General features: G+C 53.9%; 16 protein-coding genes. 4 read left to right on the top strand and 12 right to left on the bottom strand.

Features of this window, described 5'->3' with window-relative positions:
- Positions 1 to 41: 41 nt before the first annotated feature.
- Positions 42 to 1,766 carry an acetate--CoA ligase gene (acsA, locus tag C812_RS04970; protein WP_016311587.1) on the bottom strand — a complete coding sequence of 575 codons (1,725 nt, stop codon included), beginning with the start codon at positions 1,764 to 1,766 and terminating at the stop codon, positions 42 to 44.
- A 312-nt stretch (positions 1,767 to 2,078) separates the two neighbouring features.
- Here acsA and C812_RS04965 point away from each other — a divergent pair, with 312 nt between their 5' ends.
- Together C812_RS04965 and C812_RS04960 are read left to right on the top strand one after the other, a co-directional pair.
- Positions 2,079 to 2,711 (top strand): GNAT family N-acetyltransferase, encoded by a 633-nt coding sequence (locus tag C812_RS04965; protein ID WP_016311586.1) that lies wholly within the window; start codon positions 2,079 to 2,081, stop codon positions 2,709 to 2,711.
- Between the two features lie 28 nt (positions 2,712 to 2,739).
- Positions 2,740 to 3,918 carry an acetoin utilization protein AcuC gene (locus C812_RS04960; RefSeq protein WP_016311585.1) on the top strand — a complete coding sequence of 393 codons (1,179 nt, stop codon included), beginning with the start codon at positions 2,740 to 2,742 and terminating at the stop codon, positions 3,916 to 3,918.
- 39 nt (positions 3,919 to 3,957) lie between these two features.
- Here C812_RS04960 and C812_RS04955 read toward each other — a convergent pair whose 3' ends face one another.
- The 4 genes from C812_RS04955 to C812_RS04940 all read right to left on the bottom strand — a co-directional run bounded on the left by C812_RS04955 (position 3,958) and on the right by C812_RS04940 (position 6,866).
- The gene (locus C812_RS04955; protein ID WP_016311584.1) at positions 3,958 to 4,680 is read right to left on the bottom strand and encodes a 5'-methylthioadenosine/adenosylhomocysteine nucleosidase; all 723 of its coding nucleotides are present in this window, start codon (positions 4,678 to 4,680) and stop codon (positions 3,958 to 3,960) included.
- Between the two features lie 160 nt (positions 4,681 to 4,840).
- Positions 4,841 to 5,845 carry a catabolite control protein A gene (ccpA, locus tag C812_RS04950; RefSeq protein ID WP_016311583.1) on the bottom strand — a complete coding sequence of 335 codons (1,005 nt, stop codon included), beginning with the start codon at positions 5,843 to 5,845 and terminating at the stop codon, positions 4,841 to 4,843.
- Positions 5,846 to 5,958: 113 nt separating this feature from the next.
- Positions 5,959 to 6,300 (bottom strand): bacillithiol system redox-active protein YtxJ, encoded by a 342-nt coding sequence (gene ytxJ, locus C812_RS04945; protein ID WP_016311582.1) that lies wholly within the window; start codon positions 6,298 to 6,300, stop codon positions 5,959 to 5,961.
- Between the two features lie 122 nt (positions 6,301 to 6,422).
- On the bottom strand, positions 6,423 to 6,866 hold the full coding sequence (locus tag C812_RS04940) for a hypothetical protein (protein ID WP_016311581.1): 444 nt from the start codon (positions 6,864 to 6,866) through the stop codon (positions 6,423 to 6,425).
- A gap of 362 nt (positions 6,867 to 7,228) precedes the next feature.
- Between C812_RS04940 and C812_RS04935 the strand changes: the two genes are divergently transcribed.
- Positions 7,229 to 7,756 (top strand): type 1 glutamine amidotransferase domain-containing protein, encoded by a 528-nt coding sequence (locus C812_RS04935; RefSeq protein ID WP_016311580.1) that lies wholly within the window; start codon positions 7,229 to 7,231, stop codon positions 7,754 to 7,756.
- Between the two features lie 413 nt (positions 7,757 to 8,169).
- Here the strand turns inward: C812_RS04935 and ptsP are convergent, their stop codons facing one another.
- The 6 genes from ptsP to C812_RS04905 all read right to left on the bottom strand — a co-directional run bounded on the left by ptsP (position 8,170) and on the right by C812_RS04905 (position 14,779).
- Positions 8,170 to 9,912, bottom strand: coding sequence for a phosphoenolpyruvate--protein phosphotransferase (ptsP, locus tag C812_RS04930; protein WP_016311579.1), 1,743 nt, complete (start codon positions 9,910 to 9,912; stop codon positions 8,170 to 8,172).
- A gap of 188 nt (positions 9,913 to 10,100) precedes the next feature.
- On the bottom strand, positions 10,101 to 10,529 hold the full coding sequence (locus C812_RS04925; protein WP_016311578.1) for a CoA-binding protein: 429 nt from the start codon (positions 10,527 to 10,529) through the stop codon (positions 10,101 to 10,103).
- Between the two features lie 59 nt (positions 10,530 to 10,588).
- Positions 10,589 to 11,881: a 3-phosphoshikimate 1-carboxyvinyltransferase gene (aroA, locus tag C812_RS04920; RefSeq protein ID WP_016311577.1), complete on the bottom strand. Its 1,293-nt coding sequence runs from the start codon at positions 11,879 to 11,881 to the stop codon at positions 10,589 to 10,591.
- Positions 11,882 to 11,911: 30 nt separating this feature from the next.
- A complete protein-coding gene (locus C812_RS04915) occupies positions 11,912 to 12,421 on the bottom strand; it encodes a shikimate kinase (RefSeq protein ID WP_016311576.1) in 510 nt (169 codons plus the stop codon).
- A 155-nt stretch (positions 12,422 to 12,576) separates the two neighbouring features.
- The gene (gndA, locus tag C812_RS04910) at positions 12,577 to 13,986 is read right to left on the bottom strand and encodes an NADP-dependent phosphogluconate dehydrogenase (protein WP_016311575.1); all 1,410 of its coding nucleotides are present in this window, start codon (positions 13,984 to 13,986) and stop codon (positions 12,577 to 12,579) included.
- Between the two features lie 196 nt (positions 13,987 to 14,182).
- Complete coding sequence (locus tag C812_RS04905; RefSeq protein WP_016311574.1) at positions 14,183 to 14,779, bottom strand: hypothetical protein; 597 nt, start codon at positions 14,777 to 14,779, stop codon at positions 14,183 to 14,185.
- A 175-nt stretch (positions 14,780 to 14,954) separates the two neighbouring features.
- Here C812_RS04905 and C812_RS04900 point away from each other — a divergent pair, with 175 nt between their 5' ends.
- On the top strand, positions 14,955 to 15,578 hold the full coding sequence (locus tag C812_RS04900; protein WP_016311573.1) for a YktB family protein: 624 nt from the start codon (positions 14,955 to 14,957) through the stop codon (positions 15,576 to 15,578).
- Between the two features lie 251 nt (positions 15,579 to 15,829).
- On the opposite strand, the gene C812_RS04895 is transcribed toward C812_RS04900, so the two are convergent.
- Entirely contained in the window at positions 15,830 to 17,095 is a 1,266-nt protein-coding gene (locus C812_RS04895) for an MFS transporter (RefSeq protein ID WP_016311572.1), read from the bottom strand.
- Between the last annotated feature and the right edge of the window lie 68 nt (positions 17,096 to 17,163).

Here is a 17,163-nt window from a genome sequence, read left to right as displayed (position 1 = left end):
AGCCTCAGCTTGAAGGGATATTCCTATCTATTCCAAATACCTTAATCCTCGATCGTCGACAAATCGCCGGCTGGGAGGTTGAGCTCCCAGGCTTTAAGCACACGGCGCATGATTTTGCCGGAGCGGGTCTTCGGCAGTTTGTCTTTGAACTCGATTTCACGCGGAGCGGCGTGGGCGGACAGTCCTTCCTTGACGAACCTGGCGATTTCCGCCTTCAGCTCCTCGGACGGCGTGAAGCCCTCGCGCAGCGAAATAAACGCCTTGATGATCTCTCCACGCACCGGATCCGGCTTCCCGATCACCCCTGCTTCTGCAACAGCCGGATGCTCGACGAGCTTGCTCTCGACCTCAAACGGACCAATCCGTTCGCCGGAGGAGTTGATCACGTCGTCGATCCGACCCTGGAACCAGAAGTATCCGTCCTCGTCCATATAGGCCGTATCGCCGGAAATGTACCAGCCCGGGATGCGGAAATACTCCTCGTACTTCGGCGCGTTGTTCCAAATCAGCCGCATCACCGACGGCCACGGGGTGCGAATCGCCAGGTTCCCCATCCGGTACGGCGGCAGCTCCTTCCCGTTATCGTCAATAATCGCCGCTTGAATGCCAGGCACTGGTCTGCCCATCGATCCCGGTTTGATCGGCATCGACGGGTAATTACAGATGAGCTGGCCGCCCGTTTCCGTCATCCACCAGGTGTCATGGATGCGGCGGTTATACACCTTCATCCCCCAACGAACAACCTCTGGATTTAGCGGCTCACCCACCGACAACACATGGCGCAACGACGACAGATCATATTGCTTAATGATATCCTGTCCAGCTCCCATCAGCATCCGGAATGCCGTAGGCGCGCTATACCACACGGTGACTTTGTACTTCTGAATCGTTTCGTACCAATCTGCCGGGCTGAAGCGACCGCCGCGCACAACGTTGGTCACCCCATGCAGCCACGGGGCAAAAATCCCATAAGAGGTGCCAGTTACCCATCCCGGGTCCGCCGTACACCAATAAATGTCGTCTTCCTTCAGGTCCAGCACGACATGGCCAGTATGATAATGCTGAATCATGGCATTATGCACATGGTAAACCCCTTTGGGTTTGCCAGTTGAACCCGATGTATAATGCAAAATCAGGCCATCTTCGCGGTTCACCCACTCGATCTCGGCCTCAGGGGATGCGGCTTCCATCTCCGCCTTATAATTAACGATACCGTCCCCGGCCTTCACATCGTCGCCTACAACGATGATCGTCCGCAGCGTTGGCAGCTCTTCGCGCTTCACCCGCGGCAGCAACGCCGGCGTCGTGACCAGCGCAACCGCACCGCTGTCCTCCAAGCGATCCTTAACCGCCGTTTCCATAAACGCCTCAAACAACGGCCCAACCACCGCACCAACTTTCAGCGTGCCCAATACACTCACATAGAGCTCCGGCGTCCGCGGCATAAAGACGAAGACCCGATCCCCTTTTGTGATTCCGTATTTGCGCAGCACGTTGGCAAACCGGTTGGTCAGCCCTTGCATGTCCTCGTACGTGTACGACTCCTCACGCGTCGGATCACTGAACAACAGCGCCGTGCGCGAGCCCTTGCCCGCATCGACATGGCGGTCGATCGCCTCGTACGCCATGTTGACTTTGCCAGTGACGTACCAGGAGAACTTCTTCTCGACATCCTCCCACTTAAAGTTCTTATACGCCTCTTCGTAGTTGCCCATATTGGACGACGGAACGCCCGATGAAATGACTTCCCCTTGCAGTTGACTCATCGTTTCATCCTCCCTTAATCTTTGGAAATCTCCAAGCAATAGATCAAAGTTTATGAAAACGGATACATAGCAACGTAAGTTGAAAGCTTTGTTTAGCGTCATGGGTGTGGGCATCCGTTTTGATCGAAAAAGCAACGACAGAACTTAAACAACTGAGGCGATTTACGAGGACAACGATCACACGAGCGGACTGAAAATGTGAAAATTTTATGTCGGAGAACATTATAGCACACGTTTTTACACACAGGCTACACTTTTCATTTTTTCTTTTTTCTGTTATAAGTGAGGGGAACGAGCAAAGGAGGCGGTTCCATGGAGCATAAAAAAACGTATATCCGCCACACCCTGCCCCATCAGCAACGTGAAATTGTTGTGGAAGGACCCGTATCCCCTTCCCATCTTCAAACCTTAACCATGCATCCCGATCTGGACGCATTCCGCAAGCCTGCTGATCAACATGCCGCGCTGGTGGAAATTGCCGGACTTCCAGAGGGACGGATTATCCTAGCCCGGGAGGATTCAACCATTGTAGGATACGTCACCTTTCACTATCCCGACGAGATGGAGAGGTGGTCCCAGGGCAATATGCCTGACCTCATCGAGCTGGGAGCGATCGAAGTGGCCGATGACTATCGGTCGCTCGGAATCGGATCGAAAATGATCCGCACTGCATTCGAAGACGAGCAGATGGAGAAATACATCGTTTTTACGACTGAATATTATTGGCACTGGGATTTGAAAAAGAGCGGGCTATCCGTATGGGAATACCGCAGCATGATGGAGCGGCTGATGAAGACGGTCGACATGGTCTGGTATGCCACTGACGACCCGGAAATTTGCTCCCATCCGGCCAACTGCCTGATGGTGCGGATCGGCAAGGAGGTTCCTTTGTCGTCCGAGGAGCAGTTTGACCGGATTCGTTTTCAGCAGCGTTTTATGTACTGATAGTTCAAAAGGAAGGCGTGATGAATCCATGCCTGGAAGCGCTTTATTTGTCCACCATGAACAGGCGATGAACTACCGGTTTCACGACAGCCATCCGTTCCATCCGATCCGGCTGGAACTGACGATGGACTTGCTGCAGGAGCTGGGCGCACTGACGCCGCAGCAAATGCACCTGTCGCGCCCGGCAACCGACGAGGAACTGCTATGGATCCATCAGCCAGCGTATGTTGAAGCGGTGAAACAGCTGAGCCGCCCGAATCCCGAGGCGGACTGGATCACGCGCGGCGAGCAGTTCGGGCTGTTGGACGAGGATACGCCGTATTTTCCCGGCATGCATGAAGCGGCTGCCTGGGTCGTTGGAGGAACGATTACGGCTGTAGAAGCCGTGCTGTCCGGCTCCACCACCCACGCCCTGCATCTCGGCGGCGGCCTGCATCACGCCCTGTCGGCGAAAGCCGCCGGCTTCTGTGTCTACAACGATGCCGCAGTGGCCATTGACTATGCCCGTCGAAAGTATGGCGCACGCGTTCTGTACGTTGACACGGACGTCCATCACGGGGATGGGGTACAGTGGAGCTTCTATTCAGACCCCGATGTTTGCACCTATTCCATCCACGAGACCGGAAAATACTTATTCCCAGGTACCGGCTTCCTTCCGGAACGCGGCGAGCATCAAGGCTACGGCGCTTGTATGAATCTGCCGCTCCAGCCTTATACGGAGGATGCCTCTTGGATGGAATGCTTCGAGGAGTCAATTCGGCGCTTAACCGCGCATTTTCAGCCGGATGTGATTGTCAGTCTGCACGGCTGCGACGCCCATGCGCTGGATCCGCTGTCGCATATGCACTGCAGCATGGCGATCTATCGCGATATGCCGGCGATCCTGCACGAGCTGGCCCATACGTATTGTGAGGGCCGCTGGGTGGCGATGGGCGGCGGCGGTTACGATTTCTGGCGAGTCGTCCCGCGGGCGTGGAGCTTGCTATGGCTGGAGATGAGCGATAACCCATTAATCGCTTCCCTGTCTCAGAGCCCGCTGCTTCCGCTGCCGCAAGCCTGGATCAACCGCTGGCAGCCGCAGACCCCGTTCCAGCTTCCTGCGGCTTGGCTTGATGATCTATCCCACTGGGAGGGCATTCCCCGCCGTGCGGAAATTACAGCAAAAAACCGCGAGAGTCTCGCGGTCGCTTTACAGGATTATCCCTAAAACTCAGGTGGGGCTTCGCTGTGAACCCCACCTGAGTTTTTATGATTTACTTCGCTCACCCACATGCTGAACCATATCGTTGAGAATGGCAAATGAACGACGGGCCGCCAGCACCGTAAACTCGGCAAAATTAACATCCGCAGAGCCGTCGGCTTTGTCCGAAATGGAGCGGAGTACGATAAACGGCACTCCGTTCCGATGGCAGACCTGGGCGAGCGCCGCCCCTTCCATTTCCACGCAAGCACCGTTCAGTTCCCCGTACAGCACCGAGCTGACAAACTCCCGATTCGCAATAAACTGATCACCGGACAGCACCCGGCCAACCCGATATTGATGGTCTGTACACTGACGGGCACAGGCTTGCTCGGCCAAGCGGATGAGTCCAGATTCAGCCGGAAAGTCAGAGACATCCTGGTACGGCGTGATTCCGCGCGCAAAACCTAGCGGCCGCGCGTCCATATCGTGCTGCTGGCAAGTTGACGAGATGACGATGTCGCCTACATTCAGCTCAGGATGCACTGCTCCCGCCACCCCGGTAAACCAGATCGTATCCGCGCCAAAGCGGTCGATCAGGGCTTGTGTTGTAGCTGCCGCGTTCACTTTGCCGACGCCGGATTTACACACGACTACATTCTGCCCATGGAGCACGCCCTTGACGAACCGCGTTCCAGCCACGTCAACCGCCTCCTGGTGCTCCACCTTGTCGAGCAGTAACGCGATCTCTTCATCCATGGCCCCCATCAGGCCAATGGTTTTGTACATGGTTCAATCCTCCCTCCGATCCTCCGATTCACCAAAAATCGCTCAAAATGCTCAAAAAAGCTCCTTATGCAAGGAGCTTTTTGTCCGTTGTTAACCTTTTTCATATATATCTATGTGTTACTTATCTCTCTAAGCCGAAACGTCAATCGCAACAATAGCCTTACAGGTGGCTAACAGACAAGCGCAAGATCGTCTCGTGCGGCAGAATGACCCGAGGGTTCTCAACCGTTTCCTTCTTCATCAGCTTCGTCAGCAAACGCATCGCTACCGCACCGAGATCATACATCGGTTGAGCGACCGTTGTCAGCTGAGGACGTACCATCGAAGCCATGCGGATGTTATCCACACTGATGATCGAGAAATCGTCCGGCACCTTCAAGCCTTCGTCCTGAATGCTGTGGATGGCGCCAATCGCCATTTCATCCGTTGCGGCGAAAATCGCTGTCGGCCGTTTCTTCAGCCCCAGGAAATACTTCATTGCTTCCACGCCGGATTCATAACGGTAGTTGCCGATCCGCACCAGGTCCTCCTGGTACTGAATGCCTGCGGTTTCCAGCGCACGCTTGTACCCTTGGAATCTGGCATAGCCGTTCGCCGGATCCTGCAACGTTCCGCTGATCATCGCGATTTCGCGGTGTCCATGGCGAACCAGTGTGCTGACGGCGTCAAATGCAGCGGCTTCGTGATCAATATCCACGGATGGATATTGGCCGTTCTCGTCGCTCGTTGCGCACAGCACGATCGGTACCGCAGACGTCTGGAACGCTTGAATATGCTCCTCCGTTACGGTTCCGCCCATGAACAGGAGCCCGTCCACTTGCTTCTCGAGCAAGGTGTTGATGACGCGGATCTCCTTCTCTTTCCGTTTGTCGGCATTACACAAAATAATGTTATAGTGATACATGTTCGCAATATCTTCGATGCCCCGAGCGATTTCCGCAAAAATCGAATTCGAAATATCGGGGATAACCACACCTACAGTGGTGGTCTTCTTGCTGGCAAGCCCCCTGGCTACAGCGTTGGGCCGGTAGCCTAACCGTTCTATCGCTTCGTAAACCTTTTTCCGGGTCTGCGGTTTCACGTTCGGATTGTTATTGACAACCCGGGAAACCGTGGCCATCGAGACGCCTGCTTCACGTGCCACATCATAAATGGTAACCGTCACATTCTTCTCTCCATTGCCAATAGATTTTCACTCATTCATCCGGTAAAGATCCAGAGCTTCAATTAAATTTATGATACGACAAAATACTACTTAATGCAATGTTAACGCTTCACTTAGCGTAAAATCTCCTCTAAAGTCGACTTCGTGATCTTAGAATGGGACGTATGCCAGGCGGCTTGTCCATCCTTAATCAGGATCGCTTGCGGGGATTCATGCTTGACGCCAAGCCGCTCGGCTGCCTCATTCGATACGTCTCGGTTCTCGATAACGTAAATCAGCCCGTATGTAACGTCTTCCCGCGGAGTTCCGTTTAAATAAGCCTCCGCTTCCATATGTGCCCCGGCACTGATCGGGCAGCGGGTACTGTGCTTGAATAGCAACAACGGCTGGCTTGCGGAGCGTTCCAAAGCATCGTTCAGCTCTTGGATCGATTGTATTCTCATCCATTTGGACATGACGTCTCATCCCCTTTTTGATCGAATAAGAATCTCCAGATGTTCTGTTGATATCTTAACAAAAAGAGAAATGAAAATACAACTTTTATTTACAAATGATTTGCAAAAATCGAGTAAAATCGTCAATTAGCCTTGGAAAGTTGTCGATTCTTTACAAATTTAGACAATTGGGATAGACGTTTGGAGATTTCATTCATCCAATCCAGATCGCCTAAGTTCTTGGCCCCGCCGTACAGGTCCAATAGCATGTTGATTCGTTCCTCACATTGCTGCTCCAACAGATTTTCAAAGGATTCGTAATCCGCTCCGTCCCATTGACGATAAATGCTGAAGATCAAGTCTGCCAGCTCGTTCCGCTCGGTAAAATAAATGCGGCCGCTCGGCGCCTCCTTCTTGAGCTCAGCCAGCAGGTCCGTCAAATCCGACTTCACCTCCGGAAGCACTTCGTAGAAGTCGCAATCTTCGCACTCGTAAATTGGAACACGGTCGATTTCATAGATTCCTTCAAAAATGACCAGCCTGAAGCCCAGGTTCATCATTTTCCCGCACTGACAGTGCTTACGCACAGTACCACCTCATCTTAGTCCTCTGCTTTTTTTGTTCCGACTGATATTGCTAGTATAAGTAAGTCTCTTGTATCGGAGCCTCCGCTGCCTTAGATGGCAAAACGATTTCACTGCCGCTCCACTCAACTCGTGACTTAGAACGTACACACCGCGTGCACATCGATAGACGTTTTAATTTAGAATATTGTTCTTATTCGACTCGCCCGCAAGAATCTCCTTCCGTTAGCAAAAGATACTTTAAATTGCCATATTTGGAAAGGTTTCAGAAAGAGCCAGGCATAGTAAGAGTCATCATTTTTGATACAATTAAAATATTGAATCGAATTTTCGTCAAGTGCCATAAAAGACAGGAGGAGTTGGATTTGAGATTAAATGGTAAAAGGATCATTGCCTTAGTCGATGAGGAGTTTGAAGATTTGGAGCTATGGTACCCGGTCTACCGCGTTCGCGAAGAGGGAGCGGAGGTGCATTTAGCCGGTCCAGTGAAAGGCAAAAAATACATTGGCAAATACGGGGTCCCCGCTGAAGCGGAATTTGCCTTCGAGGAAATCGATGCCAACGCGTATGACGGCATTCTTGTCCCCGGCGGCTGGGCGCCGGACAAGCTTCGCCGATACGACAAGGTGCTTCAGCTCGTTCGCGAGCTGCACCAAGCGAAGAAGCCGATCGGGCAAATCTGCCACGCCGGCTGGGTACTCATCTCCGCGGGGATCCTGAAAGGAGTGACCGTTACGTCTACACCAGGGATCCGCGACGATATGCAGAACGCAGGCGCGATTTGGGTGGACGAGCCCGTTGTCGTGGACGGGCACATCATCTCGGCCCGCCGCCCGCCGGACCTGCCGGCTTACGGCAAAGCGTTCGTGGATGCGGTGGCGAACCGGGGGTAATGGTGCGTAAGGTAGTATAAGTGCGGAGATGTGTGTGTCGGCGCGGAGAATAGCGGGATTGTGACGTGCGCATCTTGTTTCCGCCAAATGTAAAAGTGCAGCTTAAATCCGCCGAGCATCCTGAAATTCGGGTCTTAAATGCAAAAGTGCAGTTCAGATCGGCTGAAAAGTCCGCTATCGGACCGATTCCCCCAAAGTTAACTGTACTTTTGCATTTCAACTAGCCGATTGAGGCGAGTTCGACAAAACTCAACTGCACTTTTACATCTCAACTCAGGAAGGCACGGAGCGAACGTGGAGTTAGCGAGGGATCTATTCGCCATCTGCACTCCAGCCGCACGCGCCCCCAAGCCGCAACATAACAAAACAAGGCCGTCCCCGATGTCCATGCTGACCCGGAAGGACGGCCTGTTTTATTTGCTCAAACGCTCTTGCTCCAGCTCGTGTGCATAGCGGACCAGTTCGGCTTCAACTTGATTGCTGGTCGGTAAGCGGTAGCAAGCCGCGCCCACTTCCTTGCTCTCCCGCGAATCGGAGTTCAAGATGCGGTGCTTCACCCGCAGCAGCGCCTGCGGCGACATGCTCAGATCGGTGACGCCAAGATACAGCCATAACGGCACCGCCTTCTCGTCCCCGGCCATTTCACCGCAGACACTTACGGTGATGCCGGCATCCTTAGCCGCTTGCACCGTTTGACGCAACAGTCGCAAGACGGCTGGATGGAACGGATGATACATGTGAGCGATCTGCTCGTTCATCCGGTCAACAGCAAGCACATACTGTACCAGATCGTTGGTGCCGATGCTGAAGAAGTCCACCTCTTGGGCCAGCAGATCGGCAATCGCCGCCGCGGCCGGAATTTCAATCATAATGCCAACTTGTATATCGGGATCGTAGGCGATTCCCCGCCGGGTCAAATCCTGCTTGGCTTCCTCCAAAATCGAATTCGCCGCACGGATTTCCTCCAGCGAGGAGATCATCGGATACAGGATTTTCATCTTCCCATAAGCGCTGGCGCGCAAAATCGCAGCAAGCTGGGTTTGAAACAACTCCCGGCTGTCCAAACTGATGCGAATTCCACGATAGCCCAGCACCGGGTTCTCCTCTTCCTGCAGCTCGAAATATTCCAGCTGCTTGTCGCCGCCAATATCCAGCGTCCGAATCGTAACCGGATGCGGCCCAGCCTTCTCCGCAACCTGCCGGTACACCTCAAATTGCTCATCTTCCCCAGGAAAAGTGGACCGGTCCATATATAAAAATTCTGTACGAAACAATCCTACGCCTTCCGCGCCGTGCTTTAACGCCTGCTCCAAGTCCTTCACGGAGCTGATATTGCCGGCGAGCCGCATGCGTACGCCGTCTTTGGTGACCGCTTCCACAGCAGCCAGCAGCTGCAGTTGTTCTTTGCGGCGGCGTTGCTTCTCCGCCAGCTCTGTATACCGGGCGATGATCTCCGGCTCCGGATTCAGATATACGTACCCTTCGTCGCCGTCGATGACTAGCAAATCGCCCGTCTGCAACGGCTCGGTCAGCTTGTTCTCAAGCCCCGATACCAGCGGAATGCCCAGTGCCCGCGCCATGATCGCCGAGTGCGACGTTTTCCCGCCGGCCATCGTAACCATGCCCAAGACGTTGTCCGGATTCAAATGGACCAACTGCGAGGGAGAAAGCTCCTTCGCCACCAAAATATAAGGCTGCGTATCCGCCGGCAAAGTGATGTCCGGCGTTCCCAGCAAATGCTTCAGCAGGCGATTGCCGACATCCTTGATGTCGAGGGCCCGTTCTTTCATATATTCGTCATCCAGCAGGTCAAACATCGTGACAAAATGATCGATTGCTTCCTTGACGGCAACCTCCGCCGCCTTGTATTGGCGTTCGATAATCCCCTGGATTTCGCTCATAAATACGGGATCCTCCAGGATCGCCAGATGGGCATCAAAGATACCGGATTCCTCCGCACCCACCGTCTCCTTAATCTCGTTCTTCATCACTTCGATTTCGGTTTTGGACGTGCGAATACCTTCGTACAATCGCTCGAATTCCTTGGCGAGATCCACCTTCTCCATTCGACGATCCGGTACGTCCCATTCCCAGGCGGGCAGCACAAAAGCTTTGCCGATGGCGACTCCCGCTGCTGCTCCGATCCCCTGTATCATGTAGTGACCCCCTAGTCCTGCTTGTAAGTTCCTAACCTAAGGCACTATTCATTCTTGAACTTTCTCTATAGGATGCCCTCTATCTATTTCATTATGGTAATCCTAGCCCCTTAAATTTGTCAAAGAAAAAACACGCAACTCAAAGAGGGCCCTCCGAATTCGGATGGGTCCTCTTGGATGGGCCATGCTTAACTGCGTTTTCCGATCAGAATGCTATCTTCGACCTTGATGCAGCGGTCCATAATGACGGTGAGTCCGCCTTTCGAGGCGATCTCATACGCTTCTTCACTGAAGATCCCCAGTTGCAGCCAAAGCACGCGAGCCCCAATCTTCACCGCTTCCTCTGCGACCGGCGGCGTCTGCTCGCTGCGACGGAACACATTGACGATATCCACCGGCTCCGGGATATCCGACAAGCTTGGGTAGACCTTCTCCCCCAGAATTTCACCGCTAACCATCGGATTCACCGGGATAATACGATAGCCGTTATTTTGCAAAGCTTGCGCAACCATGTACGAGGTGCGGTCAGGTTTGTCCGACAACCCCACGACGGCAATGTTACCGGCGTTCAACAGAATCTCCTTGATTTCCTCACGGCTTGGATTTTCAAATGCCATTTTGGCCATCCTCCTTTATCGACGCCAGCGAAGCCAGCGCCTTGCCTCTTAGTTCAAGTTTATTCTACCCGTTCGATCGATGCACCAAGCGAAGTGATGTGATCAAAAAATTGCGGATACGATTTCGCCACATGGTGCGCATCCTTAATCACCAGCGGCTCCCGGCAGCGCAAGCCGACGACGGTCAACGCCATAATGACGCGGTGGTCGTAATGCGCATTTATCGTCACTCCGCCTTCGAGGCCGGTCGGACGCCCGTGGACGATAATTTCCGCTTGGCGTTCTTCGACGTTCGCGCCGGCTTTTTTCAGCTCGGTCAAAAAGTCGGTGATCCGGTCGCATTCCTTGTAACGCAAATTTTCCACGTTATAGAACCGGGACGTCCCGTCAGCAAAGACTGCAGCCGCGACCATCGCTAACACAGCGTCGGTCGCCGCATCGCCGTCGAATTCCACCGGCCGCAACCGGCCATTGCCCTGCACGTGGACCGTACCGTTCTGATGTGTCAGCGGCACGTCCATCATCTGCAGCACGTCTACAACAGCGCGCTCACCCTGCTTGCTCTGCTCGGCCAACCGATGAACCTTCACGTCCGATTTCGTCACGGCAGCCGCAGCCAAAATCGCCGCCGAGCCCGGATAGTCCCCCTGCACGGTATACGTCTTCGCTTGATAGCTTTGCCGTCCAGGCACGCGGAAATGCATATAATCGTCGCTGGCATGGATCACGATCCCGGCTTGCTCCAGCACTTCCAGCGTTTGCCCCACAACGACCTTCGATTTCAGATCGTTAAGCACCTCAATTTCGCTGTCTTCGTCAAGCAGCGGCGTCAAGAACAGCAAAGCGCTCAGGTACTGCGAGCTGACCGAACCGGAGACGCGGATCTTCCCGCCCTTCGGCGCACCACCGCGAATGGTGATCGGCAATTTCCCCTCGTTGTGACTCACTTCCACACCAAGCTGTCCCAGGGCGTCGATCAGGTCATCATGCGGCCGCTTGCCCAGCGAATCCGGATACGTGTTCACGAACGTCACCTCCGGGCAGAGTGACGCGATCGCCATCAAGAACCGGAGAACCGCCCCGGCGTTCCCAACGTTCAGCTCCTTGACGTCCTTCGGCCGCCGTCCAAAACCGGTGATGACGATCTTCTCCTCGTCCTCTTCCAGCACCGCACCCAAATCGGCGATGCAGCGGCGCATGGCGTCACTGTCCTCACTGTGCGCCGGGTAATATACCGTGCTTGTCCCTTCCGCTAAAGCCGCAACCAGCAGGTAACGAGTTGTATAGTTTTTGGAGGATAATGCTCCGATTTCGCCCTTTAACTCCAGCGTAGGCCTAACGATAACGTCCATAGTGTTCACATTCCCCTTTGTTGTGATTAATCAAGAACCGCGGTAATGCGTTAAAATCTCAGCCGCCACTTGTTCCGCGCTTTTCCCCGAAGTATCCACGGTCAGATGAGCAAAAGCGTAAAGTTCCTTCCGTTCCTCCAACAGCGCGGTGATCCGCTCCTTCGCCCCCCCGGCCAAGAGCGGTCGGTTCGGGTCCTCCCCGACTCGCGCGAGAATCTCGTCCGCCGTCGCTTGGAGCGCCACCACCAGGCCGCCGTCTCGCATCGCCAGGCGATTTGCCTCACGAAGTACCGCACCGCCGCCGGTCGCCAGTACAATCCCTTGCTCTTGCAGCGTGTTCCGCAATGCCGCAGACTCCAGGTCACGGAAATAAGCTTCTCCTTCAGCCGCAAAAATATCCGGAATCGACCGCCCCGCCTCCCTGACAATCCGTTGATCGAGATCAACGAACGTTTTGCCGGTTGCGGCTGCCAGCAGGGAGCCGACGGTGGACTTTCCCGTCCCCATCATGCCGATGAGCACGATGTTATGATGCAACATGTTATCACCTACTTGCTCTGCATCGATCCTAAAGGCACTCGTTCAGAGTAAACTTTTTCATATCATAACACAGGCTGTCCTGTTTTCACCATGAAAAAAGAAGCCGGAAGAGACGCTTTCGTCCCTCCGGCTTCGCGTTTAGCCTAACCTGTAGTTTAGAACCATTGATGGTGGAAGACGCCTTCCTTGTCCACGCGTTTGAACGTATGCGCACCGAAGTAATCGCGTTGCGCTTGCAGCAGGTTTGCTGGCAGACGTTCCGTACGGTAGCTGTCATAGTAGGACAGCGCGCTGGCAAAGCCAGGCACCGGAATGCCGTACGCCACAGCTGTGGAAACCACGTTGCGCCATGCGTCTTGATAGCTTTCCACGATATTTTTGAAGTAAGGGTCGAGCAGCAGGTTTTTCAGCGCAGGGTCACGGTCATACGCTTCCTTGATGTTATGCAGGAACTGGGAGCGAATGATGCAGCCGCCGCGGAAGATCATGGCGATGTTGCCGTATTTCAAATCCCAGCCGTACTCTTCGGAAGCCGCACGCATTTGCGCAAACCCTTGGGCATACGAAACGATCTTCGACGCGAACAGCGCTCTACGCACGTTCTCGATAAATTCCTTCTTGTCGCCGCTGAACGGTTGTTTCGCAGGTCCGCTCAGAATTTTGCTGGCGGCTACGCGCTCTTCTTTCATCGCCGAGAGGAAACGGGAGAATACCGATTCCGTGATCATGGACAGCGGCACGCCAAGGTCGAGAGCGCTTTGGCTTGTCCATTTCCCCGTCCCTTTTTGGCCGGCAGCGTCCAGAATGACGTCGACCATCGGTTTGCCGGTTTCTTCATCGTATTGAGAGAAGATGTCGGCGGTAATTTCGATCAGATAGCTGTCCAACTCGCCTTTGTTCCATTCGCTGAAAATCTCGTGCAGTTCCTTGGCATCCACGCCCAGCACGTCTTTCAGCAGATGATAAGCTTCGCAGATCAGCTGCATATCGCCATATTCAATGCCGTTATGCACCATTTTTACGTAATGGCCGGCTCCGTCCGGACCAATATATGTACAGCAAGGATCACCGTTTACTTTGGCAGAAATCGCCGTCAAAATCGGTTCAACCAGCTTATAAGCGGATTCTTGTCCACCTGGCATGATCGCAGGCCCTTTCAAAGCGCCCTCTTCACCGCCGGATACCCCGGTACCAATAAAGCGGAATCCTTTGGCTTCCAGCTCTTTACTGCGGCGTTGCGTATCAGGGAAGTGCGCATTGCCTCCGTCGATGATGATGTCACCTTGATCCAGGTAAGGCAGCAACTGTTCAATCGTAGCATCAGTCGCCGGACCAGCTTGTACCATAATTAAAATTTTACGCGGCGATTCCAGCGAGTTCACGAACTCTTCAACGGAAAACGTGCCGACGAGGTTTTTCCCCTTGCCTTCGTTGTTCAGCAGATCATGCGTTTTCTCAGGGGAACGATTATATACGGACACAGTAAAGCCCCGGCTTTCAATATTCAGGGCCAAATTCTTGCCCATGACGGCCAAGCCGATGACGCCGATTTGTTGTTTTGACATGGTCTCCATCCTTTGCACACTATTTTTATCAATATTATCATTTTAACTCTTTTGTGTACAGAAGTGAACCCTGGCCGTAAGCCCAAAAAACAACCCCCAACGCCGTGGGAGCCAAGGGCTTGCCTTTCGATTTCAGGTTGTGTGTAGTTCGGCAGGAGGCGGGTACTCACTCCTTTAGGATGAGCCATATCCATCATTACCATTCAAGCTGCATGAGTTCCATTCTCAGCTTGCGCAGCCGCTCTTTGCAGGCTTCCGAGGCTTCGGCATCCCCCTGTTGGATGGCCTCGAACAACCGCTCAAGCTCGGCATCCAGCTCCTTCTGCAGTTGTGCCAACCGTTCCTCTGCCGCTTCGGATGCGAACATCTCAACCATTTGCGCCATGTCGACAATGGGTCCTTTTTGAAAAATAACCCGATGCTCCATCCCCGAGATTTCCACCAGGCGGATCACTTCTCCGAATAAAATGTTCTCGACCAGGATCTGACGATCCCTTATCCGTTTGACCACCGCATGACCGCGCAGATCGCCGATCAGCTTCTCCAGCCATTCCGCCAGCTTGGCATCGCGGATGACGTAGTCGCCTACCAGCTTGTATCCTTTGGCGAGACGCTGAAACCGCAGCTTAGTCAGCTTGCGTCCAGTGCGAACGGAGATGATGAAGAGCGATTCGTTTTCGCTCCAATATAAAGAATACCCGTCTTGGATCAAGTCGCGAATCAATTGCTGTATGTGCCGGCGGTCGAATCGGAGTTCCAGGTTGCAGTATTCCACTTCGTAACTTTTGTTCACGGCACTCCCTCCTAACGGTTTACCATATCTTATACTCCATCTTATGTAATGGAACTTGGTTTATTGATTATTTTTGGCCCGTTCAGGCCGGAGTTGCCGCGGAAAATATGTTATACTAGTACCGTTGCACATCGAACGAAATGAGATCCATGCCGAAAGTTGGAGGTACTACACGATGGCCTTTGAAGGTTTTACGACACAAGATTTCGACGCGCTTACCGTTCCGGGGCTGGAGTCCCGAATGGAAGCGATCATAAGTCACATTAGACCTAAATTGGAGACGCTGGGTGCGGAGATGGCCCCGTACCTGTCCGCTTTATGCGGAGAAGAGATGTTCCCGCATGTGGCCAAGCATGCGCGCCGGACGGTGAACCCGCCGAATGACACATGGGTCGCTTGGGCGGCCAGCAAGCGCGGGTATAAGGCGTTGCCGCATTTTCAGGTCGGGATGTTCTCCACGCACCTGTTTATCATCTTCGCCGTCATTTACGAGAGCCCCAATAAGGCCGTGTTTGCCAATTATTTGGACAAGCATGCGGCGCAAATCAAGAAGACGATCCCAGACGGGTTCTACTGGTCCCTGGATCATATGAGCCCGGACGGCACACCGAACCGGGAAGCGGATGCCAAGCAGCTGAAGGCCTGGGCCGAGAAGCTGAAGACGATCAAGAAGTCCGAAGCCCTGTGCGGACTGCGGCTGGAGCGGAACGACCCGATCGTATCCGACGGAACCAAGCTGATCCGCACAGTGGAAGAGACGTTCCAAACGCTGTTGCCATTGTATAAAGGCGCGTTTTAAGCATGACGCAGAAGCGGTCTAACGGACACCAGAGACGCTGCGGACTTTCCTAAGCGACCTCCTGTTGGCTAACGGACTGAGAAGACCTTACTTATGGAATAAGCGGCAAGCCCGTTGCCCCTATTGGTAAATAAAGCCCCTGATGTCCGTTACAGCGGGAAATGACCGGGAAATCGACCAATAAGGTCACTACGGTCCGTTATACCCATGGATGGCCTGCCTTCTGGCCAGCACTTCAAGCCTCCCTGACCTTATGGGTTGGGGGAGGCTTTTTGTGTACGGACAAGGCCAAGGTGCAGGAAGAAAAGCAACGCCATCGTGACTGCGCTGGTCAAAAACGGGGCAGCTGGGCCAAGCAGGTCCCACATTTTGCCGGAGATGATCGGTCCTACAACCATGCCGGAGCCTTGGATCGTGAGAAACAGGCCCCAAATCGTTCCCTTCTCCCCGCTTGGGATCATTTGCGCGATCATCGTATTCCAGGTCGGGAGAATTAACGCATAGCTGCATCCGATCAGGATCACAAACGACCAGACCAGGGCGACCTCCCGCGTCATCGCAAACAGGCCGATCGAGAGCGCCGCCAGAGCGAAGCCGATATGCAGGAACCAACGCGTCCCCAGCTGATCGACCAGCTTGCCGACGGGAATTAGCCCCAAGACGGTGATCCCGCCGCCGATCACGAGCATGGCGCTGAACGTCTCCGGCGACAGGCCCAGCTCCGTCCGGACATACAGCGTGATGACCGGCGTCAGCAGCCCGACGGAGAAGGATTGCAGGAACAGCGCCGGATATAACAACGGGCTGACGTCCAACTGCGTGCGGATATGGTGAATTGAAGCACGCAGTTGACGCCACATCCCTCCGATCTTGGCGGAGGGCGAATGTGCGGGAACGGCGGCTTTGGACGAGCCCGCGGCGGTGGAGCCGCCTTTTTTGCCTGGCAACATCAACGATACCAGCAAGACCAGCATAAGACATCCGAGCAAGAACCAAAAGATCGGCTGATACGAATCATTTAGGAAAAAGTTAATCAGAACCGGCCCCAACCCGGTTCCGCCAAGGCTGGAAATTTGGATGACCCCCATCGCTGTCGCGAAGTTGTTATTCTCCTCCGTTACCGCAGTGATGCCCATTAAAACACAGGGCCAGAGCGGTGCCGTCCCGATGCCAAGAAGCGCGCAGCCCAGCACGAGAAACCCCATAGAGGGAAGGAACGCGATCATCGCAACGGCACCTAGGGTGATGGTCAGCCCCAGGCTCATCGTCCGGCGAAAACCAATCCGTTCAATCAACCAGCCCGCCGGGCTGCGGAACAAATTATCCCCGATATACTGCATCGAAAACGACAACCCGATCGCAAACGCACTCAGCTTCAGCACATCCCCCATGTAAACCGGCAGGATGGATACGATCAGCGCCCCCTTCACGAACTCCACCAAAAACATAATCAGCCACAGGCTGGCGAACGTGGGATTCAGCAGTTTTTTCCTTGCCATGCTGCTTGTCAGTTCCACGAAAAAGCCCCCTCTCCTGGTTTCCGATCACCGATACTCTTTCATTTTGTCCTTTTTTGTCGGCAATT

It is taken from the genome of Paenibacillus barengoltzii G22 (genome assembly GCF_000403375.2).
Classification (GTDB): Bacteria; Bacillota; Bacilli; order Paenibacillales; family Paenibacillaceae; genus Fontibacillus; species Fontibacillus barengoltzii.
The sequence above is the reverse complement of the archived record's forward strand: the minus strand, read 5'-3'. Positions and strand labels throughout refer to the sequence as shown.